Source organism: Aeromonas sp. Prich7-2 (assembly GCF_017939255.1).
Lineage (GTDB): Bacteria > Pseudomonadota > Gammaproteobacteria > Enterobacterales > Aeromonadaceae > Aeromonas > Aeromonas caviae.
Window position 1 is genome coordinate 15,025 of sequence record NZ_JAGKRI010000012.1, and the last position, 26,194, is coordinate 41,218.

Consider the following 26,194-nt stretch of genomic DNA (forward strand, 5'->3'; position numbering starts at 1 on the left):
AAGGAACCGCCCCCTTGGATCACTTTAACTACGACGCAGACGGTCAGCTTCAGGCCGAACAGCTTCCCCTGCAACAGCTTGCCGACCAGTACGGCACTCCGCTCTATGTCTACTCCCGCGCCACCCTGGAACGCCACTGGCATGCCTTCGACCAGGCGGCTGGCGACATTCCCCACCTGATCTGCTACGCGGTCAAGGCCAACTCCAACCTGGCCCTGCTCAATCTGCTGGCACGTCTCGGTTCGGGCTTTGACATCGTCTCCGGCGGCGAGCTGTCCCGGGTGCTGGCGGCGGGCGGTGATCCGGCCAAGGTGGTCTTCTCCGGTGTCGCCAAGAGCGAAGCCGAGATGCGCCTTGCGCTGGAAAAAGAGATCCTCTGCTTCAACCTGGAGTCCGAAGCCGAGCTGGAGCGCCTCAACCGGGTCGCAGGCAGCATGGGCAAGAAGGCGCGGGTCTCGGTGCGGGTCAACCCGGACATCGACGCAGGCACGCACCCCTATATCTCCACCGGCCTCAAGCAGAACAAGTTCGGCATCCCCATCGAACAGGCGCCCGCCATCTACCGCAAGGCGGCGACCATGGCCCACATCGAGATCAAGGGGGTGGATTGCCACATCGGCTCGCAACTCACTGAATTGAATCCCTTTATGGAGGCGGCGGACAAGCTGCTCAAGCTCATCGACGAGCTGGCGGCGGAAGGCATCCACATCCATCACCTGGACGTGGGCGGCGGTCTGGGGGTCAACTACGGCGCCGAGCAGCCGCCGCACCCCACCGAGTATGCCGAGGCGCTCAAGCAGAAGCTGGCGGGCCGGGATCTGACCCTCTTGTTCGAACCGGGCCGCGCCATCGTCGCCAACGCCGGTGTGCTGTTGACCCGGGTCGAGTTCCTCAAACCCGGCGAGACTCGCAACTTCGCCCTGATCGACGCCGGCATGAACGATCTGCTGCGCCCCTCCCTCTACGGCGCCTGGATGAACATCATCGAGGTGGACAGCCGGGCGACCCACGAGAAGGCACTCTATGACGTGGTGGGCCCGGTGTGCGAGACCGGCGACTTCCTCGGCAAGGAGCGTACCCTGGCGATTGCCGAGGGCTCCCTGCTGGCGGTGCGTTCCGCTGGCGCCTACGGCTTTACCATGTCCTCCAACTACAACACCCGACCCCGTGCGGCCGAGGTGCTGGTGGACGGTGACCAGGCGCACCTCATCCGTGAGCGGGAGCAGTTGGCGGATCTCTGGCGTGGCGAGCACCTGCTGCCGTGATGGATGGATTTTCAGCGTTCCTCCATGTGAGAGCGTGATTAACGGTGAGACAGGAACGCGCGATGTTGATTGAGTTTTCCAAAATGCACGGCCTCGGTAACGACTTCATGGTGGTGGATGGCGTCACCCAGAAGGTGTTCTTCAGCAACGACATCATCAAGAAGCTGGCGGATCGTCACTTCGGTATCGGCTTCGACCAGCTGTTGCTGGTGGAGCCGCCCTATGACCCCGAGCTCGACTTCCACTACCGCATCTTCAATGCCGACGGCAGCGAGGTGGAACAGTGCGGCAACGGGGCCCGTTGCTTCGCCCGTTTCGTGCGTCTCAAGGGGCTGGTCAACCGGGATCGCATCGCGGTCAGCACCGCCCGGGGCCGCATCACCCTGCAGCTGGAAGGGGAGAACCAGGTCACGGTCAACATGGGGGTGCCCCAGTTCGAGCCGGGCAAGATCCCGTTCCGTGCCCAGAAGGCGGAGAAGACGTATCTGCTGCGGGCCCAGGATCACACCGTGATGTGCGGTGCCGTCTCCATGGGCAACCCTCACTGCGTCATCGAGGTGCCCTCGGTGGCCGATGCGCCGGTGGAGACCCTGGGACCCATCATGGAGCGCCACGAGCGCTTCCCCGAGCGGGTCAACGTCGGCTTCATGGAGATGGTCAACGCCAGCGAGATCAAGCTGCGGGTCTTCGAGCGCGGGGTGGGCGAGACCCTGGCCTGCGGGACCGGGGCCTGTGCGGCCGTGGTGATAGGCATCAGCCAGGGCAAGCTCAAGGAGCGGGTCACCGTCACCCTGCCGGGTGGCAAGCTGACCATCGCCTGGAAGGGACCGGGTCAGCCCGTCTACATGACGGGACCGGCCGAGCACGTCTTTGACGGCCAGATAGAGTTGTAGACAAGGAGCGGGTGATCCCGCTCCATCAACGGATCATATCGGGGCCCTTGGCCCCTTTTTCGGATGGATCAACCAAGTTATGAGCGAACTCAAACGGCAGGAATCACTGGTGGATGAAGCCACAGTGCTGGAGTACCTGGCCCGTTATCCCGAGTTTTTCCTGCGTCACGGGGCCATGCTGGACAAGATCCGCATTCCCCATGGGCAAAAGGGCACCATCTCCCTGGTGGAGCGCCAGCTGGACAGACAGCGGGAGCGCATCGAGCAGCTGGAGCAGGAGATCACCGAACTGATGGGGGTCGCCAGCGAGAACGAGCGGATCTTTCGGGTTTACGCGGATCTCTACGGGGAGATCTACGGCTGCCAGACCTTGTTCGAGCTGAGCGCCGTGATGGGCAAGGCCTTCGTCCAGCGGCTGCGACTCACCGGCCTGCGGCTCTGGCTCAATCCCAGGCATTTCCAGCTGAGCGGCCCCGAGCAGCGTTTCCTGGCGCAGGGCAAACAGCTCGAACAACTGCTGGGGCAGCGCCTGCCCGGCACGGACTACTATTTCGGCCGCCTCAACCAGAGCGAGAAGCAGGCGCTGTTTGGCAATGATGTGCTGGTCAACTCGGTGGCCCTGATGCGGCTCGGGGAGCTCGGCGTGCTGGCCTTCGCGAGCTCGGATCCCAGCCACTTCACCCCCCACAACGACACCCTGCTGCTGGGTCAGCTGGGGCGTCTGCTGCAGCTGCGTCTGCCCGAGCTGGCCCGTGGCTAAGGCAACGACCCGATCCGCTGCCAGGACGCCCCCTGCCGCCGACCCCCTGCCGGTCGCACTGGCGGGGGAGCTGAACGCCTTTATCGAATACCTGCGGGTCGAGCGCCAGCTCAGCCCCCACACCCGCAGCAACTATCAGGCCCACCTGGAAGCCATGACCGCCGAGCTGGTGAAGCTCGGGGTCGACGACTGGGCCCGGCTCGAGGCGAGCCAGGTGCGCAGTCTGGTGACCCGGATGCACAAGGGGGGGCTGGCGCCCCGTTCCCTTGCCACCAAGGTGTCGGCCCTGCGCAGCTTCTGCGACTGGCAGGTTCGCCAGGGGCGGCTCACCGCCAACCCGGCGCGGGGCATCGTCACCCCCAAGCAGGGGCGGCCCCTGCCCAAGAACCTGGACGTGGACGAGATGTACCAGCTGCTCAACATCACCGACGAGCAGGATCCGCTGGCGGTGCGGGATCGCGCCATCATGGAGCTGATGTACTCCTCCGGCCTGCGCCTTGCCGAGCTGGTGGGGCTCAACCTCGCGGACGTGAAGCTCGACGAGCGCCAGCTCAGGGTGATCGGCAAGGGCTCGCGGGAGCGGGTGCTGCCCATCGGGCGGATGGCGGTGGAGTGGTTGCACAAGTGGCTCAAGGTACGCCCCCTGCTGGCCGGTGACGAGGGGGAGGCATTGTTCGTCTCCAAGCGCAGGCAGCGGCTCTCGGCCCGCTCTGTACAGGAGCGGCTCGACGGCTGGGGCAACAAGCAGGCGCTCAATGCCCACGTGCATCCCCACAAGCTGCGCCACAGCTTCGCCACCCACATGCTGGAATCCTCCGGCGATCTGCGGGCGGTGCAGGAGCTGCTGGGGCATGCGGATCTCTCCACCACCCAGATCTATACCCACCTCGACTTCCAGCATCTGGCCAAGGTATATGACAGTGCCCACCCGCGGGCGAAGCGGGATCCGGAAACGCCGGAGGATGAGTGATGTGGTGTGCGATCTGCGGGGATGACAATCTCCGCGTCGCCCCGGTCAGGCGGGAGCTCGCAACGCCAGAGGATGAGGAGTAAAGAGGAACAGCCATGCAGTTTTACCGTCGCTGGCAGCCGGTGGCCGCCATCTCGTTCGATCTGGACGACACCCTCTATGACAACGGCCCCGCCATCGCGCGGGCGGAACAGTGGATGCTGGACCACCTGCGCAGCGAATACCTGGCTACCGCCATGCTGGACAAGCCGCGCTGGCTCGCGCTCAAGCGCCAGTTGCTGCTGGACCACCCGGCGCTGAGCCACGACGTCAGCCTGGCGCGCCAGTGGGGCATTCGCGAGGCCCTGGTGCAGGGGGGCATGGAGCCCGGGCTGGCGGAGCAGCAGGCCCGGGCGGTGTTCACCGGCTTCATGGCCGAGCGCTCGAAGATAGAGGTGAGCGAGGCGACTCACGCCCTGCTGGCTCGTCTGGCGGCGCGCTACCCGCTGGCGGTGATCACCAACGGCAACCTGGATCTGGAGCAGGCGGGTCTGGTTGGCTACTTCACCCTGGTCTGCAAGGCGGGAGCGGGAGCCAGAATGAAACCGGCGCCCGACATGTTCGTGCAGGTGCAAGAGGCCCTGGGGCTGGCCCCCGGCCGCATCCTTCATGTGGGGGATCACCCGGTGACCGACGTACTGGGGGCCAGGCTGCACGGCTTTCGGGCCGCCTGGCTCAACGAGAGCGGTCAGTCCTGGCAGTCGTTGTCGCTGCTGCCGGATGTGGAGCTGGGGCAGCTGCAGGATCTGGCCACCCTGCTGCTCTGAGCTGGGGGTGAGGGACAGATTCCGTGATCTATATCTGGCAATAACAACAAGGGAGCAAGGGCGTGAAGGGAATGAAGGGTGTCATCTGGCTGGCGATCCCCATGATGCTGGCGGGATGCGATCTGGTGCAAGACCGTTACCGGATGGAGTTCAGGGACGGATCCTGGCGGGAGATCGCCATCTCCCCGTTTTCCGACGAGGCGCGCTGGCGCGAGGGGTGTGCCACCGGCGAGATCCAGGTGGACATGACCCTGCCCCTGAAACGGGGCAAGGTGGTGAATGGCCGGGAGCAACTGCTCATCGGCGGCGAGCTGTTCGAGCTGGAGGATGCCCGTCTCTATCGCGGCAACGGCATGGTGCTCGGGCAGGCCCCGGACCATATCCAGCGGGGCCTCAAGGGGCTGGATGTCTGCCGAACCCTGCGCCCTGATCGCGGGGCCCTGCCCAAGCTCAAGGGCAAGGGATTTGGCGACTAGCCCGTCTGCTGCCTGAGCGGGCGGCAGGCGTCGCCGAAGGCAGTGGGCAGCTTGATGGCGTGTGGGTTTCACAGGCCCGCCACGTCGGATGCCTCTGGGCAGCCCCCGATGTACGGGGCCCTGTCCAGGCTCAAGGGCAAGGGGTCGGCGACTAGCCGACCTGCTGCCTGAACCGGCGGCAGGCGTCGCCAAAGGCGGTGAAGAGCTTGATGGAGTGGGGGTTCTCGCTGGCTTTCCACTCCGGGTGCCACTGCACCGCCAGCAGGAAGGGGGAGAGGGCGGGTGCGTGGATCGCCTCGATCAGCCCGTCTTCGGCATGGGCCAGGGGGGCCAGCCCCTTGGCCAGCGTCTTGATCCCCTGCCCGTGGAGGGAGTTGACCGGAATCGACGGCTGCCCCATCAGCTCGGCCAGCCAGGTACCGGGCACCAGCTCGACCTGATGGCTCTCGCCATACTGCTCGTCCACCGGGTCATCCGCATCCTCCCGATGATCGTCATAACCCGGCTCGCAATAGACCTTCTGGTGAATGTCGCCTCCCAGGGCCACGTTGATCTCCTGCATGCCGCGGCAGATCCCGAGGATCGGCAGGCCACGGTCGAGGGCGGCGCGCACCAGGGGAATATCAAACAGATCCCTGTCCCTGTCCTGGGGCTTTTCCGGGGTGAGGTTCTCCTGGCCATAGAGGGCAGGATCGATGTTGGAGCCAGCACCGCTCAGATAGACCCCGTCGGCGAGGTCCAGATACTGCTCCAGATCCTCGGTGCCACAGCAGGTGGGCACCAGCAGCGGCACGCAGCCGCTGATCTCCACCAGAGGCTTGATGTATTTGTGGGTCATGACCTGGTAGGCGTGGCCACTGCGGGTCTGGGCCCCCATGGTCATCAGCACGACGGGTTTGTTATGGGAACTGGGGTTGGGCATAGGTCACCTTGGCTATCCTTGGCGGTCTCATCCTGCGCCTTGGGAAGGCCCTTGCCGCCTCGGCTCGCAAGGGCATGCCTCAAGGCATGGTCGTGGGATCAGGGTCGCGCCAGCGTGCCAGAATCGTCGGTCAGCCTTGGCAACGACAGCCTGGATCCTGCCTCCAGTCTGCCAAGGCCGTTCAATATGTCAAACAAAATGATGCGATTATGTTAACCGTTGATGCCGGGATACGGCTATGAGTCCCATTTAAAGGGGCTTGAGGGGGGATACATGGTGCGGAGAGAGATTTGATGGTGGATATATTAAACATCTGGCCGGGCGGCCGGATAGCAGAAGGGGCCCACAGGGCCCCTTGTCGACTCAGGCGTTCAGGATGAAACGTTCGATCACCTGGGCGACCCCGTCTTCATCGTTGCGCCCCGTGGTGTGCTGTGCCAGCGCCTTGATCTCGTCGGTGGCGTTGCCCATGGCGACCCCGAGTCCGGCGTAGGCGATCATGTGGTGATCGTTGCCCGCATCTCCCACCGCGATCACCTGGGAGGCATCCAGCCCCAGGTGCTCGGCCAGGGCGGCGACGCCGGTGCCCTTGTTGCTGCGCTTGTTCATGAACTCGAGGAAATAGGGTGCGCTGCGCACCACGGTATAGCGCTCGTGGAGTTCGGCGGGCAGCTGGGCGATGGCACGGGAGAGCAGGGGCTCGGGGTCAATCATCATCACCTTCATGATCTGCTCGTCGTCGGGCAGGGTGGCGAAGTCCACCAGGTTGATGGGTTGACCGATGAGGCGGGATTCGTGCTCGGTGTAGGGGCTGATCCTGGGGCTGATGAGCCCCTGGCGGACGGAGAAGCCGTGGATGTTCACCCCCAGCTCACAGGCCAGGTGGGCGATGGCACGGGCATCGCTGCCGGTCAGCAACTGGCTGCGGATGATGCGTTGCTCGGACACCTGCTGCACCAGGGCGCCGTTGTAGCAGATGACGTAGTCATCCTGGCCGGTGAGGCCCAGCTCGGTCAGGGCGGCGGTCATGCCTTCCAGCGGGCGGCCGGAGGCCAGCACCACGGTCACGCCCCTGGCGCGGGCTGCCGCGATGGCGGCCTGGGTGCGGGGGGAGATTCGGCCCTCTGGGGTCAGCAGGGTGCCATCCATATCCAATGCGATCAGCTTGTACATCTTCTCACTACCTGAGTCTGGCCGGCCCGCCCGATGGGGCCATGGGGAGGCCGAGTGTAGCGAAAATCGCCGCCGGGATCACGCCGCCTGCCGAAGCGGGGGCACGTTGCCCCTCAGCGCTGGCCCTGGTAGGGGGTCAGTTGCAGCTGATCTTCCCGGATGGCGAAGTGGATGGGGCCGTGCTCGATGTCGACCCTGTTGTGGTGATGGGCCATCTCCACCTCGACGCCGGGGAAGAGGCGCTGGGTGGCGATGATGTCCATGTTGGCCATGAGCGCCTGCAGCTCCCGCTGCGCCTCGGCGAGCTGCTCGTCCAGGCTCTTGCTCTCGTCGAACTGGCGGGTGCGCAGCGCCTTGATCTTCTGCAGGGTCTCGGGATTGCGCTTGTCACGGGGCAGTTGCAGCAGCCGCAGGATGAGATCCTGCAGCTTGTCTATCTGCTCGGCGCAGGTCTGTTTGCGCTGGCGCAGCGCCAGCTCCTGTTCCTTCTGGCTGAAATAGCCACCGAGGATCTGCAACCGGGTCCGATTGGCCGCCGAGGCTCCGAGCACCGGTGCCATGATGAGCCGGTTGGCGATGTTGATGCCGCCGATGAGGTGCCCCTTGCGCATGGCGCTGTCCCCCACCTTGAGATCCTGGCCGCTGCGGCAATAGCAGTGACTGAGCTGGCTCAGGATATGGATGTCGCCATCGGCCTCCAGCCTGGCGTACTGGGCATAGCTGGCGTGGATCTCCCCCCCGGCGTTGAGGTGGCAGAGGTATTCGTCGTCCGCCAGCTTGCGCCCTATGATGCCGTTGCGCACCGTGATGGTGCCGCCGGATTCGATGTAGCCGCCCTCGACGAAGCCGCCGATCACCACGTCCCCGCTGGTCTTGACGCGCATGCCGGGCATGACGTCCCCGGTGACCAACAGGGATCCCTCGAACTCGACGTGGCCGTGGCGGATGTCGACCTGCTTGACGTTGAGTACCTCGTCGACCCGCATCCCGGCACGCTCCTGACAGGGGAGCCCCGGGCGGGTCGCCAGCAGCAGGTCCGGATCCTCGGGGGAGAGGCAGGTGCCATCACCCGGCGTCATGGCGCTCTCCTTGCCGTGGCGGGCGGTCAGGGTCTGGCCCGTCACGGTGAAGCCGTCGATGCCCTGGGTGGCGGGGTGCCTGCGCATCAGCAACGCCCCCGCCTTGACGGTGAGCAGGGTACCGAGGTCGCGCATGTCCACCTTGCCGTGATCCCGCTCCTGGGGTTTTAGGATCCGCTCGGCTGCGGTCTCCACCAGCCGCTCCAGGCGGGTATCCAGGCCGTGCCTGGCGGCCTTGCCGAGGGCGATGACGGGATTGAGCTGGACACCGGGTGCCGCCTCACCCGCTGCCTGGATGGCGGCGGCAAGCAGCCGCTCGCTCACCCCCTGCTTGACCGTGCTGGCCGCCAGGGCCTCCTGCAACTGGGCCAGGGTCAGGGGCTGGCCACCCCAGTCCGCGGTGATCTGCGCCCTGGCGCTCATCTGGTCCTTGTCCACCTGGATGAGCAGCCTGGCATCCTGGCGCCGGGCAATGGGGACTGGCGGATGCGCGGGGGCATCCGGCTCTGCGATGAGGGCGTTGAGCAGGGTGACGGCTTCGCGGATCCCCTCGCCGAGGGGTTCGTAGCGCCGACAGTTGGAGAGTCGCAGCAGGGCCAGGACGTCGCTTTCCTGGATGGGCTCGGTGAGGCCCGGGGTGATGCGCAGGCAGACATAGCTCATGTCGGCCGACAGCTGAAACCACGCTTTGCTTAACACCGGGCCCTCCTTCGTTGTCCCTGTCCGGTTTGCCCCATGCCGGGGCCTCTCCTTGCCGGCATCCAATGCCGCCGGGGCGGATCCAACGCGCAGTATTCGGGTATTTTTCCTTCCGGGTCAACGATCTGAATGCAAATGGGTGAGCCGGGTTGAGGAAATATCGGCTGACGGGAGAGGGGCAGAGCCGGCCATGTCGTGGGTTCCATTGCAGTTTTTTAGCGCAATATGCTGATGTTTTATGCTTTCGCTATCCAGAGTGTCCATCACGTTGAGGGAGGCGATGCAAATCACCTTGCCAGGCAGGAAGAGAAGGATTTTAATCTGCTGCCGCCTCAGGGCGAGGACCCTGGCGCCATCGATCAGCCCCTTTTTCTGTCCAACCGAACGAGCCCCATGACCGCCCAAGGCCACCTGCTGTTTTCCGTCACCTGCGTCCTGCTTGCCCACAAGGTTGAACTGACTCCGGCCCTGGCCGATGCCAGCCTGTGGCATATCGTTCCCATGGCCCTGGCGAGCGCCCTGCTGCCGGATCTCGATCACCCCCGCTCCCTGCTCGGGCGGCAACTGCCCTGGATCTCGGGGCCGCTCTCCCGGCTGTTCGGCCATCGCGGCTTCACCCACAGCCTGCTGGCGGTGGGGATGGGGGTCTGGGGGCTGGCCCAGGTGGAAGCCCCCTGGTTGCTGTCGGGGGCGGTGAAGGATGCCCTCATCGTGGGCTATCTCAGCCATCTGCTGGGGGACTGGCTCACCCCCATGGGCATTCCCCTGCTCTGGCCCTGGCGTCGGCGCTTTCGCCTGCCCGGCCTGCCCCTCAAGAGCGGCGGGGGTTACGAGAGGGCCTTCTGCCTGCTGACCCTGGCGCTCGCCGGGTACTGGGTCCATGGCGGTGCAGGCTTGGCTCACTTCTAGTCCCGGGCGCCCTCCTGGTACCTGGCCGTTCGGGTCAGGGTGAGGTAGTCGGCGAGCACCGGCAGCCCCAGCAGGTGGCGGCGCAGCATGTCGAGGGCGGCGAAGGCGAGGATCCGGTGCCCGCTCTCGGGATCCGGGTGGCTGACCTTGAGGGTCTGGCCAAACTGCCGCCCGTCGGCGCACAGCAGCAGGGGCACGCCGTCCGGCCCGGCACGGCCTATGGTGAGGCTCAGGGGGGCGGCGGGCACTGCCAGCTGCATCAGGTCGGCGGGGAGGCTGTGGCTGAAGTGCGCCTCCAGCCCGGGGTGGGAATGGCACATGGCCAGCAGGGCGCCCCGGCTCTCCCCTTCCTGCAAGTGCAGCGACCGCTCCCCCAGCAGATCCAGGATCTGCTGCGCCGGCTCCTCATCGCCCCGTCCTACCAGCCAGGGCTCGATGGCCGCGAGCAGCCGCGCCTCGGCGGCGTCCATGTCCGCCGTGCTGGCGCCGTGGCCAATAAGCTTCAGCTCGATGAGCGGCATGGAGGAGCGGTAGCCGAGCTCGATGCCGGCGGGCCAGGGCGCGGCATCCAACATGTCGCTGAGGGCTGACTCCGAGACGCCGAAGGTATAAAAACGGCGCAGTTCGGTGTCGGTCTGCTCGCCAGCCAGCGCCTTGAGGCGCGGCATGATCTGCTCGCGCACCATCTGCTTGAATTCGAACGGCACGCCCGGGGTGAAGAAGAGCCGGCTTGGGCCCTGGTGGCCTGTGTGGGTGACCACAAAGCCGCAGGCGGTGCCGACCGGGTTGTCGAGGATCTCGCACCCCTGCGGCAGCCAGGCCTGCTTGGCGTTGCTGGCGGGCATGGGCCTGCCGCGGTTGGCGTAACGCGCTTCGATGGTGGCGAGCCAGTCCGGGAACAGGGTGAGCGGCTGGTCGAAGGCTTCGGCTGCCGCCTGGGCGGTGAGATCATCGGCGGTGGGGCCGAGCCCGCCGCACACCAGTACCACCTCGGCGCGGCTGGCGCTCTCTGCCAGCACGGCCTTCAAGTCCTTGAGGTTGTCCCCCACGGTGACGCGGCGGCGCACCTGCCAGCCCTGCTCCAGCAACAGGGCGCTCAGCCAGGCGGCGTTGGTGTCCACCACCAGACCCGTCACTATCTCGTCTCCGGTGCTGATGATTTCGATGCGCATGGCGGGCTCCTCGGGGCTGACGGCTGGGCTGGGGGGGCCACCTGGGTGGCCGGGTCGATCAGGGCTTGGTGTGTTCGAAGTAGTAGCTGATGCGGGTGCGCGGGTTGAGGTACTCAAACACCGCCGGCGGCAGCCGTTTGGGATGGATCACCTTGGCGATGGAGAGCTCGGCCGCGTCGAGGTCGATGATGGCCGCCTCCTGGCGCGGGATGCGCGGATCGTACACCAGCACCGAGGGGTAGAGCAGGCGGGAGGCGTTGACCGACATCACCAGCCCCACCTGGCCGTTGGAGAGCTGCACCACGCTGCCGGGCGGGTAGATCCCCATCAGCCGGATCAGCATGCCGAGGTAGTCCGGGTTGAACTGGGCCTTGCGCTGCTTGTAGAGGCCGCTCAGGGCCGAGTAGGGTACCTTGGCCTGCATGTGGCAGAGGTTATCGTACTCGTTGATCAGCGACACAATCTGGGTGAGCGGATCGAGCTGCCCCTTCTTGAGCCCCTCCGGCCCGCTGCCGTCCAGGTATTCGTGGTGGTGCAGCACGATTCCCTTCGCCTCGGCCGGGAAGTCCTTGGCCAGATTGAGCAGATCCAGCCCGTAGCGCGGGTGCTGGGCCATCAGGTTCTGCTCCGGCTTGGTGAGCGGCTCGGTCTTGCGCAGGATCTGGCTCGGGATCTTCAGCTTGCCGATGTCGTGGAACAGGGCTCCTATGCCGACCTGGCGGATCTCGTCGGCCGACATGTTGCACTCCTTGGCCAGCAGCATGCTGAGCACGCTGACGTTGAGGGAGTGGAAGTAGAGGTTGTTGCCGTCCTCGCTGTCGGAGACCAGGTGCAGCACCATCTCGTCCACCGACAGCAGCTGCTCGGTCATGGCGTTGATCAGCTCCTGCGCCTCGCCGATGGCATTGAGGGGGCGGGACTGGATCTTGCTCATCACGTTGCGCACCTGGGCCAGCGACTGCTGGAACTGCTTCTCGCACTGCTGCAGATCGCGGCGATACTGCTGCAGCTGCTCGATGCGGCGCTCCTTCTCCAGCTGCATCTCGGCCTGACGCTGGGAGGTATCCGGCGCCTCTACCGGCTGGGCCTGGATCTGGTTCAGCGGTTTGGGCGGCGCATCGCTCTTGTCGGGAATGATGGTCACCAGCTTGAGGCCAAGGCGACGAATGAGCTCGATCTCCTCCTCGCTCTTGAGCTTGAAGCTGGAGAACAGAAACGGGTGCTCACGCCATCCCAAAGGCAGGGAGACATAATTGCCGACTTGCAGCCGTTCTACGGAGATCTTGATTCCTGTCATGGGGTTGGGCACGAGGGACACACTGAGCCGTATGCTAGTCAAAGGGCGGGGTGAATACAAAAGGTATCTGATGACAGCGGGAGCGCTTTATTATAGGCTTCTAGATGTCCAGACATATTTACCGATGCAGTACAGGGAGTCAGCATGCCGATCAAGATCCCGGACCAGTTGCCCGCCGCCGAAGTGCTGGGGCAGGAGAACATCTTCGTGATGACGGAATCCCGGGCCGTCACCCAGAACATCCGCCCGCTGCGGGTGCTCATCCTCAATCTGATGCCCAAGAAGATAGAAACCGAGATCCAGCTGATGCGGATGCTCTCCAACTCGCCCTTGCAGGTGGACGTGGATCTGTTGCGCATCGACGATCGGGAGTCGAAAAACACGCCCCAGGCGCACCTGGAGAACTTCTATCACGACTTCGAGCAGGTGAGAGGCAACAACTACGACGGCATGATCATCACGGGGGCGCCGCTCGGGCTGGTGGAGTTCGAGGAGGTGGTCTATTGGCCCCGCATCGTCGAGATCATCGAGTGGTCCCATCAGCATGTCACCTCCACCCTCTTCCTCTGCTGGGCGGTGCAGGCGGCGCTGAAAGCCTTGTACGGCATGGAGAAACAGACCCACGGCGAGAAGCTCTCCGGGGTCTATCGCCACCACCGCCTCGACGAGCACGAGGCGCTGCTGCGCGGCTTCGATGACGAATTCGTGGCGCCCCACTCCCGCTATGCGGCCTTCGACGGGGATCTCATCCGCGCCCACACCGATCTGCAGATCTTCGCCGAGTCGGAAGAGGCGGGCGTCTATCTGGCCGCCACCAAGGATTGTCGCCAGGTGTTCGTCACCGGCCATCCGGAATATGACGCCCTGACCCTGGATGGGGAATACCGGCGGGATCTGGCGGCCGGGCTCACCCCCGTCATTCCGGTCAACTATTACCCGAACAACGACCCAAGCCAGACCCCGCGCGCCACCTGGCGAAGCCACGGTCACCTGCTGTTTTCCAACTGGCTCAACTATTACGTCTACCAGTTGACCAGCTACAAGGTGGAAGACATCGGCAAGGTCTTTACCTACCAGCAGCCCAAGGGATAGAGCCCATCAGTCCGCTCCGGCCAGCCGCCGCCCACGGGTATCGAGCCAGTGACGGTGGCAGGCCAGGGTGAAGGCACGTGGCCGTCTGGCCCGGATGAGGGTCATGGCCTCCTGCTGGGGCAGCCCCTGGGTCATCAGCAGCAGGGCGGCCGCCAGCCCGGTACGCCCGCTTCCGCCGTGACAGTGAATGGCAAGGTGCCGTCCCTCGCGTAGCAGGGCGAGCAGTCGGGGTTGCACCCCGGGCCAGGCCTGTTCGAAGGCGGCATCCGGTGCCTCGTCATCCGCAATGGGCAGATGGAACCAGCTCATGCCTCTGGCCTGCACCAGCTGCCCGAGAGAGAGGGACCCGCACAGGGCCAGCTCCTCCACCGTCATCAGGGTCAGCACCCCGCCGGCACCGGCCAACTGCAACTGGGCAAGGGCGTCGGCCATGGGGACCTGCTGGCTGCCGGGGCAGGGGGTGAGCAGGAGCTGGCCGTCGAGCCGTGGAACGTCCAGGCTCCAGAAGGGATGGGCACTGAGCATGGGGTTCCTCGTGGTGGTCGGGGTCAACGGGATCGGCATCCTGCGGGTGCGGCACAGCATAGAGGGGCCGGAGGCGATGTCAATCTGCGTTGTGTTCGGCCCGGTTTACGGGCAGAGTCTAAAAAAATCGAGCGATGCAAGGAGTAAAGATGAGAAACCTGGATCAACTGGACTTGGACATCCTGGCCCATCTGTTTCGCGATGCGGGCATGACCAACAAGGATTTGGCGGCCTTGGTCGGGGTGGCGCCGTCCACCTGTCTGGAGCGGGTGCGCAAGCTGCAGCAGGATGGCGTGCTCAAGGGGGCGCACTGCGAGGTGGATTACCAGGCCCTGGGCGGTCACATCCAGGCCATGGTCTCCCTGCAACTGGCCCGTCACAGCCGCCAGATCATCGATGCGTTTCGCGACGCCATCCTGGCCCTGCCCGAGGTGATCAGCCTGTTCCACATGGGCGGCAAGGATGATTTCCTGGTGCACCTGTGCGTCTCCGATACCGAACACCTGCGCAATTTCGTCTTCGATCACTTCACCTCCCGGGAAGAGGTGGTGCACCTCGAGACCTCCCTGGTGTTCGAGCACAGGTTCAGCCGCTCGCTCCCCTGCTTCCCCCACCCCTGACGGGGCTAGCCGCAAGAAAAAACCGCCCGAGGGCGGTTTTTTTGTGGGCGATTCCTCAGTTGAGAGCCAGCCGGCTGTCCTGCGCCGTCCGGTAGAGCCCCTGCTGATAGGCCAGGCTGCCCCACAGGACCAGCCCCAGGGCGGTATCCTTCATGGTGTCCGGCTGCTGCGCCGGGGTGAGCGTTTCGGTCGCATCCTCGTAGATGAAGCCTTCCGGCGCCCGCTCGGGCTGCTGGATCACCACATCCCTGCCACGCATCAGGGCGAAGTTCTTGTCGTACTGCATGATGGCGCGTCCAGGCCAGTCGGCGGGCATGCGGGTGAGATCCTTGCCCAGCATGGGGTAGTCGGCACTGATGCCCATGAGGGAGAGCAGGGTCGGGGCCATGTCGATCTGGCTGACGATGCGGGGGTCCTTTCTCGGTGCTATGCCGTCCCCCAGGATGACCCCCGGGATGTGGAAGCGGGGGATGGGCACCAGGCTGGCTCCCCCGACCCGGCTGTCGTGATCGGCGATGACCAGGAACAGGGTGTCCTTCCAGTAGTCCGATGCCCTGGCCTTCTTGAAGAACTCGCCGACGGCGTAGTCCGCGTACTTGGCGGCGTTGTTGCGGGTCTGCTTGGGCTGCTCGTACAGGGCGATGCGGTTGTCGGGGAACTCGAAGGGATCGTGGTTGCTGGAGCTGAACACCAGGCTGAAGAAGGGTTTACCCTCCTTGTGCAGCGCCACGAAGGTCTCGTTGGCCTTGGCCATCAGATCTTCATCCGAGGCGCCCCAGGATCCCTCGAACACCGGGTTCTTGAAGTCCTTCTGCTCGACGATGGTGGTGAAGCCATTGCCGAGGAAGAAGCTGCGCATGTTGTCGAAGTGGCTCTCGCCGCCATAGATGAAGCTGGTGTCATAGCCTCGCTGCTTGAGCAGGTCGGCGATGGTGAAGAAGTTGGTCTGGCTCTTGCCGAGCTTGACCACGGCCTGGGCCGGGGTCGGCGTGAAGCCGGTGAGCACCGCCTCGATGCCGCGTACCGAACGGGTACCGGTGGCGTAGAGCTGCTCGAACGCCCAACCCTCTTTCGACAAGGCATCGATGTTCGGGGTTAGCGGCAGGCCGCCGAGGGAGCCGACGAACTGGGCCCCTAGGCTCTCCTGCAGCAGGATCACCAGGTTTTTGGGCTTGCCCTGGTAGCTGGCCGTGTTGAAAGTCTGGCTCGGCAGATCGGCAGAGGTGAAATCGCCGAGAGGACGACCGCTCTCCTCGCGGACTATGTCGAGTACCTGATGGTCAGCCATCTTGCCGTAAAACTGGCTGGCGTCCTCCTCGGCCCCCATCTGCTTGATGGCAAAGAAGAGGGAGTAGGCGGAGTTGACGGTGAGGGCGTTGACCAGGGGATCGTCGGCAAAGGCCACCATGGCCGGATTCAGGGCTCGATGGCCGAGACTGGAGCGGGCGCCGAGGAAGCCGACGGCGAGGATCAGCAGGGCGAAGGCGGGGCGCCAGTACCAGCGGGGAAAGCTTAGGTCACGCACCAGGCGGCCGCTCAGCCACCAGCCACCGCCCAGCACGGCGCCGCTGAAGATCACGGCCAGCAGCAGCTCGCCCTTGCGGCCAGCCCACAGCATGGAGAGCACCTCCTTCGGATAGATGAGGTACTCCACATAGAGACGGTTGGGGCGCACCCCGTATTCGGTGACGAAGGCGGGAGTGGAGATCTCGAGAAAGAGCATCAGCCAGAGCCCCAGGGTGAGCCAGATCCGGATAAGCTGCATCCAGAGCCGCCCCGGCGCGTGGGGTCCGGCCAGCAACTGGGTCAAGACGGCGGGTACGCCCCAGACCCAGCAGAGGGTGGCGACGTCGACCCGAATGCCTTGCAGCAGCATCTCCTGCCAGCCAGAGACGGCATCCACCCGTTCCAGTTGCCAGAGCCCCAGGCCAAGGCGGCTGACGGTCAGGGAGATGAGCGCGATCAATGCAAAGACGGCGATGGGCCAAACCGGTCCCAGCCATTGTCTGATGGTGGTCATATTGTTCCTGCAAACCTGTTTGCGCCCAGTCCCCGGACGCATTGTTGTTATGGTGCAGGAGTATGACAGTGGCGCCTGGCAAAGGTTGCATGGGGGGGAGGTATAAATGGAGAAGCTGGCACGTTTTATGATTTTTTTGTGACGGGATGCAGGGTTCGAAGAGAGCATAAAACGCTGGGGAAACTGTGATCCTGCTGGCACATCAAGACAATGGTCGTGCCTATAATGGCGCCGGATTTCTCAATCGGAGCCGAAGGGATGCCGGTCTTCATCGATGTGGAATATATGCAGGGCTGGTCTCTGTTCGTGGTGCTCTCCGACGGCACCACAGGCGTGCTGGATCTCACCCCCTGGCGCGGCCAGCCGCTGTTTGCGGCCATGGAGACCGAGCGTCGCTTCGCCCGTGTCTTCATCGATGATCGCCATCAACTGGCGTGGCCCTCGGGCTTCACCCTGGCGGCCCACGAGGTCTACCACCTGATCCTGCCCATCGACGAGCGCGCCGCCTTCCCCGATCGCAACATGCATCGCTTCTGACATGCTAACTCGTTGAGTCAGGTAACGTTTTCAGTCACAGACCCGCGTCGGTCAGGTCGTTATTATGACCCCAGTGCGGCGCTTTGGGCGCCCATCCACCACAGCGGGAACATAACAATGAAACAAGGAACGTTGCGTCGTGGCGGCCTCATCGGGGCCGCCCTGTTACTGACGGCTTGCGGCAGCGGGGGAGGCGGTGGCAGCAGTGACCCCCAGCCCCCGGTGGTCAATCCGCCCCCCGCGTCGGCCAGCCGCGCCTGCTACGGCAATGATCAGCCAGCCTGCAACCTGCGCACCTACCAGGTGATGGTGGAGTCCTTCGTCGACGGCGATGGCAGCGCCAACTACGGCGTCGGTTACGGCCCCTCCCGGCACAACGGCGATCTGCAGGGGATCATCGACAGCCTCGACCACATCAAGAGCCTCAACGTCAACGCCATCTGGCTCACGCCGGTGTTTGACTCCTGCGCCGGCCAGGCCGGGGACGACCGGCTGGATGCCACCGGCTACTTCGCCTGTGACTTCTTCAACGTGGATCCCAACTTCGGCAGCAACGCCCAGCTTAAAAAACTGGTGGACGGGGCGCACCAGCGCGGGCTCTATGTCTTCCTCGACGGGGTGTTCGGCCACGTCAACAAGGTGGGGGTGAGCAAGCCTTCACCAGAGGGGCGGCTGCCAGCCCTCAAGAGCGGCGGCGCAGGCTACCCGGGTCAGCTGGTGGATTACGGCCAGCCCGAGAGTCTGGCCTACTTCAAGGAGGTGGCCCGTTACTGGGTCGAGCAGTACGGCATCGACGGCTGGCGCCTCGATCAGGCTTATCAGTTGGGGCTGGATGACTGGCGCGCCATTCGCAGCGAGGTGGCCCAGGCCAGCGCGGCGCGCAAGGCCGCCGGCCAGCAGTGGGGCACCCTCGGCTACATGGTGGGGGAAGTGTGGAAGGGCGCCGACGAGATCCGCGCCCAGGCCTATGGCCCGAGCGACAACCCGGCGCTCTCTTCGGCGTTCGACTTCCCCCTGCGCTACGGCCTGGTACAGGCGCTGGCGGTGGAAGAGTCCGGCAAGGGCGGGCAGGGGGCCAGCGTGCTCGACGCCAGCTGGAACAAGGTGGAGAACTACCCGGACCATGCCATGCCCAACCTGATGCTGGGCAACCACGATCTGGTGCGCTTCGGCGATCTGCTGGAGCGGGGCAACTTCAATGGGGCGGACTACTGGCAGCGCCACAAGGCGGCCTTCAGCTTCATGGCCGCCCGCTCCGGTCCCATTACCTTCTACTATGGCGAGGAGTTTGGCGACGAGGTGCCTGGCTTTGCCAGTCAGGTGGGGGGCGACTGTGCGGCCCAGGGGCTCTGCGATGATCACGTGGCCCGCAGCGATGGCAAGGTCCCCGGTGTCACCGGCTTCGTGCCGAGCAGCGAGCAGGCCGAGCTCAAGCAGTGGCTGAGCGCTCTGCTGGCCCTGCGCGCCGCCCACCCCGCCCTCTATCAGGGGGAGCGGGTCAAGCTGGTGGCCGAGGGGAGCGTCTATGGCGACATCAAGCAGACGGCGGGCGAGCAAGTAGTCTACCTGCTCAATGTCTCCACCACGCCTCAGAGCTACGCCGTGCCGGTCGGCAAGCTGCGCAGCGGCAGCGCCCTGGTGGATCTGCAGAGCGGCGAGAACCTGGCCATCGGTGGCAGCAGCGTGACGGTGGACTTGCCGCCCCTCACCGGCCGCTTCCTGCTGGTGCGCTGAGGGAGGCAGACAACAGAAAGGGCTCCATAGTGGAGCCCTTTTTCATGGTGGCGGCTTACTTCTCGATGCCGCTGCCCAGATCGTCCCGGCGGGAAGAGACCGAGGGCTCGGCCCCGTGGCGCCAGTGTTCCAGCCGATTGTGCACCCCGCGGCGCAGGCTCTTGAAGCTGGCTTCCAAGTAGTCCACCCCCACCAGGATGGAGAGGGTGACGCCGGTGAGCAGCAGCGCCTGATGCAGCATGTCCATGCCGATGAGGGCGCCGAGGGCGGCCAGCATCCAGATGGCGGCGGCGGAGGTCACCCCCAGCACCTGACCATCCCGGGTCATCATGACCCCGGCCCCGAGAAAGCCGACCCCGGTGATGAGCTGACCCAGCACCCGCGCCTGATCGGCGCCCTGAGGACTGACGGCGGCGCCGATGGCGAGAAAACAGTAGGTGCCGAGCACGATGAGGGAAGAGGTGCGGATCCCCACCGGCTTGCCGCGAAGCTGCCGCTCCAGCCCCACCAGGGTGCCACACACCAGACAGACCAGGATGTTCTCCCAGCCAAGGGGCGCGATGTCCCACCACTGCATTGTCATCATATCCACCTCTGCTCGCGATGCTTGTTATCCTGTCGCGCTCTGCCCCCGGTTCTCCAGCCGCTGGCGGAAGGCCCGGGCGAGGCGCTCGTAGAGGTCCTTTGCCTCCCTGTCTTCAATATCGCCACGTATCCAGGGGTTGTCGATGATTTCCAGCAACACGCAGCCCTGACCCTGCTGGCGCAGATCCACCCCGAACAGGCCGTTGCCGAGCTGGTGCACGGCGCGGCGGGCGGTTTGCAGCACCCGCTCCGGCACGTCGCTGAGGGGCAGCGCCTCGATGCGGCTCATGTCGAGGGGGTGTTTGCGGCGACGGATGCGGTTGCCGGGTTCGGGTCGGTAACGGCGGCAGGCGAACAGCGGCGAGCCGTCGAGAAAGCCGATGCGCCAGTCGAACTCGGCAGGGATCCGGCTCTGGACCAGCAGCAGGGCGGAGCGGGCCAGCCCCTCATCCAGCAGGCGGGCGAGCTGGATGTCATCGCCGGCCATGGCGAGGTCGCGCCCCTGGGCGCCGTCGGGGATTTTCACCATCAGTGGCAGACCGAGGCGCTGCACCAGTTCGTCCACATGCTGGCGGCCGCGGCGGGTCACGACGGTGGTGGGGGGCATGGGCACGCCGCTGCGCACCATCAGCTCGTAGAGATAGAGCTTGTTGCTGCAGGCGAGGATGGCACGGGAGCTGTCGATGACCGGCATCTTGAGCTGCTCGGCACGGCGGGCAAACTCGAAGGTGTAGTGGCCGACCGCGGTCTCGGCGCGCAGCCAGAGGGTGTCGAACTCCGGCAACCGTTCGATGGCCGAGGGAGGCAGGATCTCGGCCTGGATCCCCTGGGCAGCGGCCGCCTTGATGAAACGCTCCAGCGCCAGGGCATCGCTGCTGGCGCGGCCGTCGTTGGGGTCGACCAGGATGGCGAGCTGGTAGCGTGGTGCCGTCTGCTCCTCGTCCCCCGTGCCCACCAGCGCCTGGGCGTGCTGCACCATCAGCGCCTTCTCGCTCGGGCTCAGCGCCAGCGGTGACAGGCTCTCCTGCTGGCGCACCGACCAGCCGTGGCGACCGCGCTTGAGGGTCAGCTCCTGCAGCGGCAACTGGCTCAGGCCGTAGTAATAGCGGGCGAGTCCCGCCAGCTCGCTCTGTTCGCACTGGCCGAAGATGGCGCGCACCCGGATCCTGTCTTCGCTCTGCTGGGCCAGCCAGCCCTGCAATTTGCGCCACAGTTTGGCGGGGGGCTGCTGGGGTTGCAGCCGGCTGATGGCCTGCAATCCCGGCAGGCAGTGGTGGCCGCGGGCCTGGGCCAGCAGGGAGCAGTAATAACCGGCCCCCAGGTGTTCCAGGCTGCGGCAGAGGTTGATGATGCGCGGACGCCCCCCTGTGGTGGGCAGACCGTGTTGCAGGTAGGTGCGGGCGGTCAGCAGATAGTCGGCATGGCAGGGCCAGTCGCCCGGCTCCTCGACGATGACATAGGTACTCATATTTTCAGGCTCCACAGAAAGGACTGCCAGAAACGGCAGGATCCCCAGTGGGCTTCGATGCACCGACAAGCACGACAATGGCGCGAGGGGAAACAAGAGGTTACAGTGCCTAATATTCTGCCTTGGTAACTTGTGATACAAGTCGCATTTCTGGTGCTGAGGATAAATAACCGAACAAGGACTCCCCGTGTTGACCGTGCGCGCCGCCCGAGCCGATGATTTGGGCGCCATCGTGAAGCTGGAACGCTACTGTTTTCCCCCCGAGGTCGCCTTCGGCCGCAGCCGCTGGCACTATCTGCTCAATCAGGCCAAGGGGCGCACCCTGCTGCTGCAAGACGAGAAGGCGCAGGTGATGGGCTATGTGAGCGTGCTGGAGCACAAAGGCTGGGATCGTCTCATCATCCAGACCCTCGCCATCCGCTGGACCGTCCGCCGTCAGGGGTGGGCACGCCGCCTGCTGGAGCAGGTGATCCGGGAAGGGCGCGAGGCCGGCTGGGGGGCGATTCGCCTCGAGGTCGCCGACGCCAACCCAGAAGCCAGGACCCTCTATCAGGGGCTGGGGTTTCGCCCCGGGGTACGGCTGCCCGATTATTACGGGCCCGGCCAGCATGCCCACCGCCTGGTGCTGGCGCTGGGCAATGAGCGGCAGGAGCCATCATGAGTTGCGAAGATTGCCTGGCTACGGCCATCAGGGCCAAGCTCGGGCGCTGCCCGGTCTGCGCCGCCCAGACCTTTCTCATCGGGATCGTCGGCTGGCTGGTCTGGTGGTGGTGCGGCGCCGATACCTCGGTCAACGCCCTGACCGGCCTGCTGTTTGCGCTGGGGGGCTCGGGTCTCTTCCTGCTGCATCTGGCGGTGTTCGCATGGCGAAAGCTGGGCAAACGCGACATATAACGTGCTGATTTTTCAAGAAGACAAATAACAATGGAGGTTCACATGATTGCAATGGTAACGGGCGCCTCGTCCGGCTTTGGTGAGGCCATCAGCCGCCTGCTGGTGAGCGCTGGCCACCGGGTGATCGGCACCGGGCGCCGCGGCGAACGGCTGGCCGCCCTGTCCGAGGAGCTGGGCGAGCAGTTCCTGCCTCTGGTGTTCGATGTCCAGGACAAGGCCGCCACCCGCGCCGCCATCGAGGGGCTGCCGACCGAATGGCAACAGGTGGACCTGCTGGTCAACAACGCCGGCCTGGCACTGGGGCTGGAGCCTGCCCACAAGGCAGACCTTGAGGACTGGGAGCAGATGATCGCCACCAACATCAGCGGCCTGACCCTGATCACCCGGTTGCTGCTGCCGGGCATGGTGGCGCGCAACTGCGGCCACGTCATCAATATCGGCTCCATCGCAGGGACCTATCCCTATCCGGGCGGCAACGTCTACGGCGCGACCAAGGCGTTCGTGAAGCAGTTCAGCCTCAACCTGCGTGCCGATCTGGCGGGCACGGCGGTGCGTGTCACCAACGTGGAGCCCGGCCTGTGTGGCGGCACCGAGTTCTCCAACGTGCGCTTCCACGGTGACGACGCCAAGGCGGCCACCGTCTATCAGGGGGTGCAGGCCATCCTGCCGGAAGACATCGCCAATACCGTACTCTGGATCAGCGAGCAGCCCGCCCACGTCAACATCAACAGCATCGAGATCATGCCGGTGGCCCAGACCTTCGGCCCGCTCCACATCAGCCGTCGCTGATGTCATGACGAGCCGACTTCTGTCCACAAGAGGCGCCTTCGGGCGCCTTTTTTTGATGGGTCTGGTCGCACTCGTCATGGAGTGCAGAAGGAGGCGTGCTGTGACCCCGTGCTGAACCGTCGAAAGAGGGGGGTACTCAAGTTGGCCTGCATTTTGCTGTCTTAGGCCCATGGCGGGGAAACCATCCCCGGAGCCGGCGAGGCCGGCAGTGAGCGTGGAGCCTTCATGGATATCAAACCCTATGGTCATCAACTCGCCCAGAGCGCGTCCCAGAACCGTGCCCTGGCGACCCTCAGCGACAGCGACGACAAGCAGAGCGGCTGGTCTCAGCAGGTCAGCCTCTCCAGTCAGGTGCTGACCGGCAAGGCGCAGCAGGCGTTGACCTACGAGCATCTGGCCAGGAACGGCAAGAACACAGTCCTGACCGGTGGCGTCAAGGATGCGCGGGTGCAGCAGATGGTGGACAAGGCCCTGGGCTTTGATCGCAAAAAATTTGACGATCTCGAGCGTCAGCTCAAGGGGATAGCGGATGACAAGACGCTCTCTGCCGAGGAGCGCGAAACGCAGAGCAAGGACCTGGCCGCGCAGCGCGATGCCATGCTCAAGGAGGCCATGGATCGCCTCACCGGCAAATCCGCCTCCCAGGCATGATGTGATTCAAACGGCAATCTTTTGGCGTTAAAGGCAAGGGGTTGCCCCCTTGCCACGGGGCTGGCAGGCCGTGGTCAGGGCTCAGGGACTCTGGGGGGTGATGCCGATGGCGATGGCGGTGGTCTGCACGGCCTTGATCTGGTCCCCCTGGGCGATGAGGGCGAACTGGGCCGGATCCTGCACCTTGAGGGTCAGGGTATGGTCGACCCCCTTGACCCGGATGGTCTGGTGCGCCTTGTCCACGTCGATGACGTCGGCATAGATGGTTACCTGCATGCCGGCGCCGGCAGCGGGTTTCTCTCCGGCGGCCGCCTTGCCCCCTTCTACTTCCACCACCCGTTTTCTCACCCCGGCGGTGCCCTTGAGCAGGGTCAGGTCCAGCAGTTGCAGATATCTCAAGGCCACGACATCTCCCACCTTGAGCTGGGGAAGGTTGGTCACCTCCTCCCCGGCGATCAGATCCAGGGTCTGCCCTTCGGCATTTTTCAGGCTGACCTTGCGGGTGGCCAGGTCGATGGCGGTGACGGTTGCCCTGGCCGTCAGTTCTTCGGCCAGACTGGCTTGTCCGGGGGCCACGGCCACATGGGTGGTGACCTCTGCGGCATAGAGCAGGGGAGGGGCACAGAGGGTGAGGGCACCCGCAATCCAGGCGTGCTTCAGTTTCATGATAGAGACCCTGTGAGTGGGAAAGGGACCCCGGGAGGGGTTTGAGGGGGCGACGAACTCGTCTGCCCGCTATCACCATAGCAAAGCCGGGCAGGAGCGCCCGGCATCGGCAGGCTGGCATCGTATTTTTGACGACAGGCTCCCGTTTTTGACCTGATGGCACGGCAGGCGCACAATTCCCCGGCATGCAATCAACCGAGGGCTCTGCCGTGTACAACTTCCAATATGCCAATCCCACCCGCATCTGTTTTGGTGAAGGCCAGATCGCCAGGCTGCCCGAGCTGATCCCGGCCGGCAGCCGTCTGCTGGTGCTCTACGGGGGGGGCAGCATCAAGCAGAACGGGGTCTATGAGCAGTTGACCCAGGCGCTGGCGGGCCGGGAGTGGCTGGAGTTTCCCGGCATCGGCGCCAACCCCCAGTACGATCAGCTGATGGAGGCGGTGGCTCTGGTCAAGCGCGAGCGCATCGACTTCCTGCTGGCGGTGGGTGGCGGTTCCGTGGTGGATGGTACCAAGTTCGTGGCCGCCGCGGCCTGCTTCGAGAGGGACGATCCCTGGGAGATCCTGCGGGACAAGGCCCCCATCAAGGCAGCGCTGCCGCTCGGCTGTGTGCTGACCCTGCCGGCCACCGGTTCGGAGAGCAACCCCGCCGCCGTGGTGAGCCGGGGGGAGGCCAAGCTCTCCTTCTACAATCCGCTGGTGCAACCGGTGTTTGCGGTGCTGGATCCCGCCACCACCTACAGCCTGCCGCCGCGCCAGGTGGGCAATGGCGTGGTGGATGCCTTCGTCCACATCCTCGAGCAGTACCTCACCTTCCCGGTGGGGGGAGAGGTGCAGGACCGGCTGGCGGAAGGGCTGCTGCAGGTGCTGGTGGACAACGGTCCGCGGGCGCTGGCGGAGCCCACCAACTACCAGGTGCGTGCCAACCTGATGTGGGCGGCCAGCCTGGCCCTCAACGGCCTCATCGGTCGCGGCGTGCCCCAGGACTGGTCCACCCACGCCATCGGTCACCAGCTCACCGCCCTGCACGGGCTGGATCATGCCCAGAGTCTGGCGGTGGTGCTGCCCTCCCTGCTGCGGGAGCAAGCGGCCCAGAAGCAGGAGAAGCTGGCCCAGTTTGCCGAGCGGGTGTGGCACTCCAGCCGGGAGGACAAGGCGCTGCGCATCGAGGAGGCGATCATCCGCACCGAGCAGTTCTTCCAGCAGATGGGGGTGGGTACCCGGCTTGCCGACTACGGCCTGAGCGAGGGCTGCATCCCCGGTATCTGCTCCAACCTCAAGCGTTTCGGGCTGACCGCCCTCGGGGAGCAGCAGGACATCGACCCCGACAAGGTAGCGCGGATCCTCTCTCACGCCCTCTAGGCCTGAGGCCCTTGGCCAAGGGGCGATCTGGACAATAAGTGCGGCCAGGATCCTCTCTCACGCACTCTGATCATCTGGCTGACGGCTGGAAAAGAGAACGCCCCGATCATCGGGGCGTTTTGCAGGGTGTCACCGGGGCACCGCCGTTTATTCGGCGCTGCGGTCCAGCTCGCGCTCCAGCGCCGCCGCCTTCTGGCGTGCCGGATGAGTGTTGAGTCGCTGCCAGTAGGCCTCAAGGTGGGGGAACTGGGCCAGCTGGCCGCTCTGGGCCAGCAGATCCACCAGGAAGGAGTTCAGGATGTCGGCGCCGGTGAGGCGATCGGCCACCAGGTAACGGCGGTTTGCCAGCACCTCATCGAGATAACCCAGCACCTTGGCGCACTCGGCTTTGGCGTAGTCCGGCAGGAAGCGCATCGGGCTGCCATCCTTGCGCACGAACATGTCGAGCAGCAGCGGCAGAATGCCGGAGCTCTCGGCGAAGTGGAGCCACTGCAGGTATTCGGGATACTCCGGGCTGTCGGCGGCCGGTGCCAGCCGGTCCGGGGCGTGGCGGGCGATCAGGTACTCTGTGATGGCACCGGATTCCGCCAGCACCCGCCCGTCAAACTCGATGACCGGCGACTTGCCGAGGGGGTGGACGGCCTTGAGCTCGGGCGGCGCCAGAAAGGTGGCGGCATCGCGCTGGTAGGCCTTGATCTGGTAGGGCAGGCCCAGCTCTTCAAGCAGCCAGATGATGCGCTGGGAGCGGGATTTGTTCAGGTGGTGCAGGACTATCATGAAAACCTCGACGCAGTGACGGAAGGCGGTGATACGCAGCGCCCCGGCAGCAGG

Annotated in this window: 27 protein-coding genes; 16 read left to right on the top strand and 11 right to left on the bottom strand. The window is 65.1% G+C overall.

The window, feature by feature from the left end; all coding sequences use genetic code 11:
* Positions 1 to 14 precede the first annotated feature (14 nt).
* The 6 genes from lysA to J9892_RS03390 all read left to right on the top strand — a co-directional run bounded on the left by lysA (position 15) and on the right by J9892_RS03390 (position 5,170).
* Entirely contained in the window at positions 15 to 1,265 is a 1,251-nt protein-coding gene (gene lysA, locus J9892_RS03365; RefSeq protein WP_010672700.1) for a diaminopimelate decarboxylase, read from the top strand.
* A 62-nt stretch (positions 1,266 to 1,327) separates the two neighbouring features.
* Entirely contained in the window at positions 1,328 to 2,158 is an 831-nt protein-coding gene (gene dapF, locus J9892_RS03370) for a diaminopimelate epimerase (RefSeq protein WP_029313578.1), read from the top strand.
* A gap of 79 nt (positions 2,159 to 2,237) precedes the next feature.
* A complete protein-coding gene (locus J9892_RS03375; RefSeq protein WP_041212252.1) occupies positions 2,238 to 2,918 on the top strand; it encodes a DUF484 family protein in 681 nt (226 codons plus the stop codon).
* Positions 2,911 to 3,888: a tyrosine recombinase XerC gene (gene xerC, locus J9892_RS03380; RefSeq protein WP_200163889.1), complete on the top strand. Its 978-nt coding sequence runs from the start codon at positions 2,911 to 2,913 to the stop codon at positions 3,886 to 3,888. Before J9892_RS03375 ends, xerC begins: the two co-directional genes overlap by 8 nt.
* 95 nt (positions 3,889 to 3,983) lie before the next feature.
* The gene (locus J9892_RS03385; protein WP_210537986.1) at positions 3,984 to 4,694 is read left to right on the top strand and encodes an HAD-IA family hydrolase; all 711 of its coding nucleotides are present in this window, start codon (positions 3,984 to 3,986) and stop codon (positions 4,692 to 4,694) included.
* Positions 4,695 to 4,765: 71 nt separating this feature from the next.
* Positions 4,766 to 5,170, top strand: a complete 405-nt coding sequence (locus J9892_RS03390; RefSeq protein WP_103858871.1) for a hypothetical protein — start codon at positions 4,766 to 4,768, stop codon at positions 5,168 to 5,170.
* Between the two features lie 151 nt (positions 5,171 to 5,321).
* Here J9892_RS03390 and J9892_RS03395 read toward each other — a convergent pair whose 3' ends face one another.
* From J9892_RS03395 to J9892_RS03405, 3 genes are all read right to left on the bottom strand, one after another.
* A complete protein-coding gene (locus J9892_RS03395) occupies positions 5,322 to 6,092 on the bottom strand; it encodes a gamma-glutamyl-gamma-aminobutyrate hydrolase family protein (RefSeq protein WP_010672706.1) in 771 nt (256 codons plus the stop codon).
* A gap of 363 nt (positions 6,093 to 6,455) precedes the next feature.
* Positions 6,456 to 7,265, bottom strand: a complete 810-nt coding sequence (yidA, locus tag J9892_RS03400) for a sugar-phosphatase (RefSeq protein ID WP_041214347.1) — start codon at positions 7,263 to 7,265, stop codon at positions 6,456 to 6,458.
* 113 nt (positions 7,266 to 7,378) lie between these two features.
* The gene (locus J9892_RS03405; RefSeq protein ID WP_328705959.1) at positions 7,379 to 9,043 is read right to left on the bottom strand and encodes a FapA family protein; all 1,665 of its coding nucleotides are present in this window, start codon (positions 9,041 to 9,043) and stop codon (positions 7,379 to 7,381) included.
* Between the two features lie 393 nt (positions 9,044 to 9,436).
* Here J9892_RS03405 and J9892_RS03410 point away from each other — a divergent pair, with 393 nt between their 5' ends.
* The gene (locus tag J9892_RS03410) at positions 9,437 to 9,952 is read left to right on the top strand and encodes a metal-dependent hydrolase (RefSeq protein WP_010672710.1); all 516 of its coding nucleotides are present in this window, start codon (positions 9,437 to 9,439) and stop codon (positions 9,950 to 9,952) included.
* Here J9892_RS03410 and J9892_RS03415 read toward each other — a convergent pair.
* Both J9892_RS03415 and J9892_RS03420 read right to left on the bottom strand, forming a co-directional pair.
* On the bottom strand, positions 9,949 to 11,124 hold the full coding sequence (locus J9892_RS03415) for a CinA family nicotinamide mononucleotide deamidase-related protein (protein ID WP_200163890.1): 1,176 nt from the start codon (positions 11,122 to 11,124) through the stop codon (positions 9,949 to 9,951). The two genes, J9892_RS03410 and J9892_RS03415, sit on opposite strands and share 4 nt — an antisense overlap.
* Positions 11,125 to 11,182: 58 nt before the next feature.
* The gene (locus tag J9892_RS03420) at positions 11,183 to 12,421 is read right to left on the bottom strand and encodes an HD-GYP domain-containing protein (RefSeq protein ID WP_200163891.1); all 1,239 of its coding nucleotides are present in this window, start codon (positions 12,419 to 12,421) and stop codon (positions 11,183 to 11,185) included.
* A gap of 144 nt (positions 12,422 to 12,565) precedes the next feature.
* Between J9892_RS03420 and metA the strand changes: the two genes are divergently transcribed.
* Positions 12,566 to 13,513 carry a homoserine O-succinyltransferase gene (gene metA, locus J9892_RS03425; protein ID WP_010672713.1) on the top strand — a complete coding sequence of 316 codons (948 nt, stop codon included), beginning with the start codon at positions 12,566 to 12,568 and terminating at the stop codon, positions 13,511 to 13,513.
* Between the two features lie 6 nt (positions 13,514 to 13,519).
* Here the strand turns inward: metA and J9892_RS03430 are convergent, their stop codons facing one another.
* Complete coding sequence (locus J9892_RS03430; protein ID WP_069652013.1) at positions 13,520 to 14,038, bottom strand: tyrosine-protein phosphatase; 519 nt, start codon at positions 14,036 to 14,038, stop codon at positions 13,520 to 13,522.
* Between the two features lie 149 nt (positions 14,039 to 14,187).
* Here J9892_RS03430 and J9892_RS03435 point away from each other — a divergent pair, with 149 nt between their 5' ends.
* Positions 14,188 to 14,658: an Lrp/AsnC family transcriptional regulator gene (locus J9892_RS03435; RefSeq protein WP_010672715.1), complete on the top strand. Its 471-nt coding sequence runs from the start codon at positions 14,188 to 14,190 to the stop codon at positions 14,656 to 14,658.
* A 55-nt stretch (positions 14,659 to 14,713) separates the two neighbouring features.
* Here the strand turns inward: J9892_RS03435 and J9892_RS03440 are convergent, their stop codons facing one another.
* Positions 14,714 to 16,678 carry an LTA synthase family protein gene (locus J9892_RS03440; RefSeq protein ID WP_052815611.1) on the bottom strand — a complete coding sequence of 655 codons (1,965 nt, stop codon included), beginning with the start codon at positions 16,676 to 16,678 and terminating at the stop codon, positions 14,714 to 14,716.
* A 258-nt stretch (positions 16,679 to 16,936) separates the two neighbouring features.
* Here J9892_RS03440 and J9892_RS03445 point away from each other — a divergent pair, with 258 nt between their 5' ends.
* Both J9892_RS03445 and J9892_RS03450 read left to right on the top strand, forming a co-directional pair.
* Positions 16,937 to 17,215 (top strand): DUF2442 domain-containing protein, encoded by a 279-nt coding sequence (locus tag J9892_RS03445; protein ID WP_039039795.1) that lies wholly within the window; start codon positions 16,937 to 16,939, stop codon positions 17,213 to 17,215.
* Positions 17,216 to 17,332: 117 nt separating this feature from the next.
* Positions 17,333 to 18,949 (top strand): alpha-amylase family protein, encoded by a 1,617-nt coding sequence (locus J9892_RS03450; protein ID WP_052815612.1) that lies wholly within the window; start codon positions 17,333 to 17,335, stop codon positions 18,947 to 18,949.
* A 55-nt stretch (positions 18,950 to 19,004) separates the two neighbouring features.
* Here J9892_RS03450 and J9892_RS03455 read toward each other — a convergent pair whose 3' ends face one another.
* Both J9892_RS03455 and J9892_RS03460 read right to left on the bottom strand, forming a co-directional pair.
* The gene (locus tag J9892_RS03455; RefSeq protein WP_160836811.1) at positions 19,005 to 19,535 is read right to left on the bottom strand and encodes an MgtC/SapB family protein; all 531 of its coding nucleotides are present in this window, start codon (positions 19,533 to 19,535) and stop codon (positions 19,005 to 19,007) included.
* A gap of 24 nt (positions 19,536 to 19,559) precedes the next feature.
* Positions 19,560 to 21,002 carry a RimK family protein gene (locus J9892_RS03460; protein ID WP_043154036.1) on the bottom strand — a complete coding sequence of 481 codons (1,443 nt, stop codon included), beginning with the start codon at positions 21,000 to 21,002 and terminating at the stop codon, positions 19,560 to 19,562.
* 187 nt (positions 21,003 to 21,189) lie between these two features.
* On the opposite strand from J9892_RS03460, the gene J9892_RS03465 reads away from it, so the two are divergent.
* The 4 genes from J9892_RS03465 to J9892_RS03480 all read left to right on the top strand — a co-directional run bounded on the left by J9892_RS03465 (position 21,190) and on the right by J9892_RS03480 (position 23,336).
* Positions 21,190 to 21,663 (top strand): N-acetyltransferase, encoded by a 474-nt coding sequence (locus tag J9892_RS03465; protein WP_161470164.1) that lies wholly within the window; start codon positions 21,190 to 21,192, stop codon positions 21,661 to 21,663.
* Entirely contained in the window at positions 21,660 to 21,896 is a 237-nt protein-coding gene (locus J9892_RS03470) for a DUF3624 domain-containing protein (protein WP_128296369.1), read from the top strand. The genes J9892_RS03465 and J9892_RS03470 overlap by 4 nt, the downstream gene beginning before the upstream one ends.
* Before the next feature lie 42 nt (positions 21,897 to 21,938).
* The gene (locus J9892_RS03475; protein ID WP_161470165.1) at positions 21,939 to 22,685 is read left to right on the top strand and encodes an SDR family oxidoreductase; all 747 of its coding nucleotides are present in this window, start codon (positions 21,939 to 21,941) and stop codon (positions 22,683 to 22,685) included.
* A gap of 225 nt (positions 22,686 to 22,910) precedes the next feature.
* Complete coding sequence (locus J9892_RS03480; RefSeq protein ID WP_029313593.1) at positions 22,911 to 23,336, top strand: hypothetical protein; 426 nt, start codon at positions 22,911 to 22,913, stop codon at positions 23,334 to 23,336.
* Positions 23,337 to 23,417: 81 nt separating this feature from the next.
* Here the strand turns inward: J9892_RS03480 and J9892_RS03485 are convergent, their stop codons facing one another.
* Positions 23,418 to 24,002 (bottom strand): hypothetical protein, encoded by a 585-nt coding sequence (locus J9892_RS03485; RefSeq protein ID WP_119197228.1) that lies wholly within the window; start codon positions 24,000 to 24,002, stop codon positions 23,418 to 23,420.
* A 185-nt stretch (positions 24,003 to 24,187) separates the two neighbouring features.
* Between J9892_RS03485 and J9892_RS03490 the strand changes: the two genes are divergently transcribed.
* The gene (locus J9892_RS03490; RefSeq protein WP_161470166.1) at positions 24,188 to 25,363 is read left to right on the top strand and encodes an iron-containing alcohol dehydrogenase; all 1,176 of its coding nucleotides are present in this window, start codon (positions 24,188 to 24,190) and stop codon (positions 25,361 to 25,363) included.
* 147 nt (positions 25,364 to 25,510) lie between these two features.
* Here the strand turns inward: J9892_RS03490 and J9892_RS03495 are convergent, their stop codons facing one another.
* Positions 25,511 to 26,140 carry a glutathione S-transferase gene (locus tag J9892_RS03495; protein WP_042864523.1) on the bottom strand — a complete coding sequence of 210 codons (630 nt, stop codon included), beginning with the start codon at positions 26,138 to 26,140 and terminating at the stop codon, positions 25,511 to 25,513.
* Between the last annotated feature and the right edge of the window lie 54 nt (positions 26,141 to 26,194).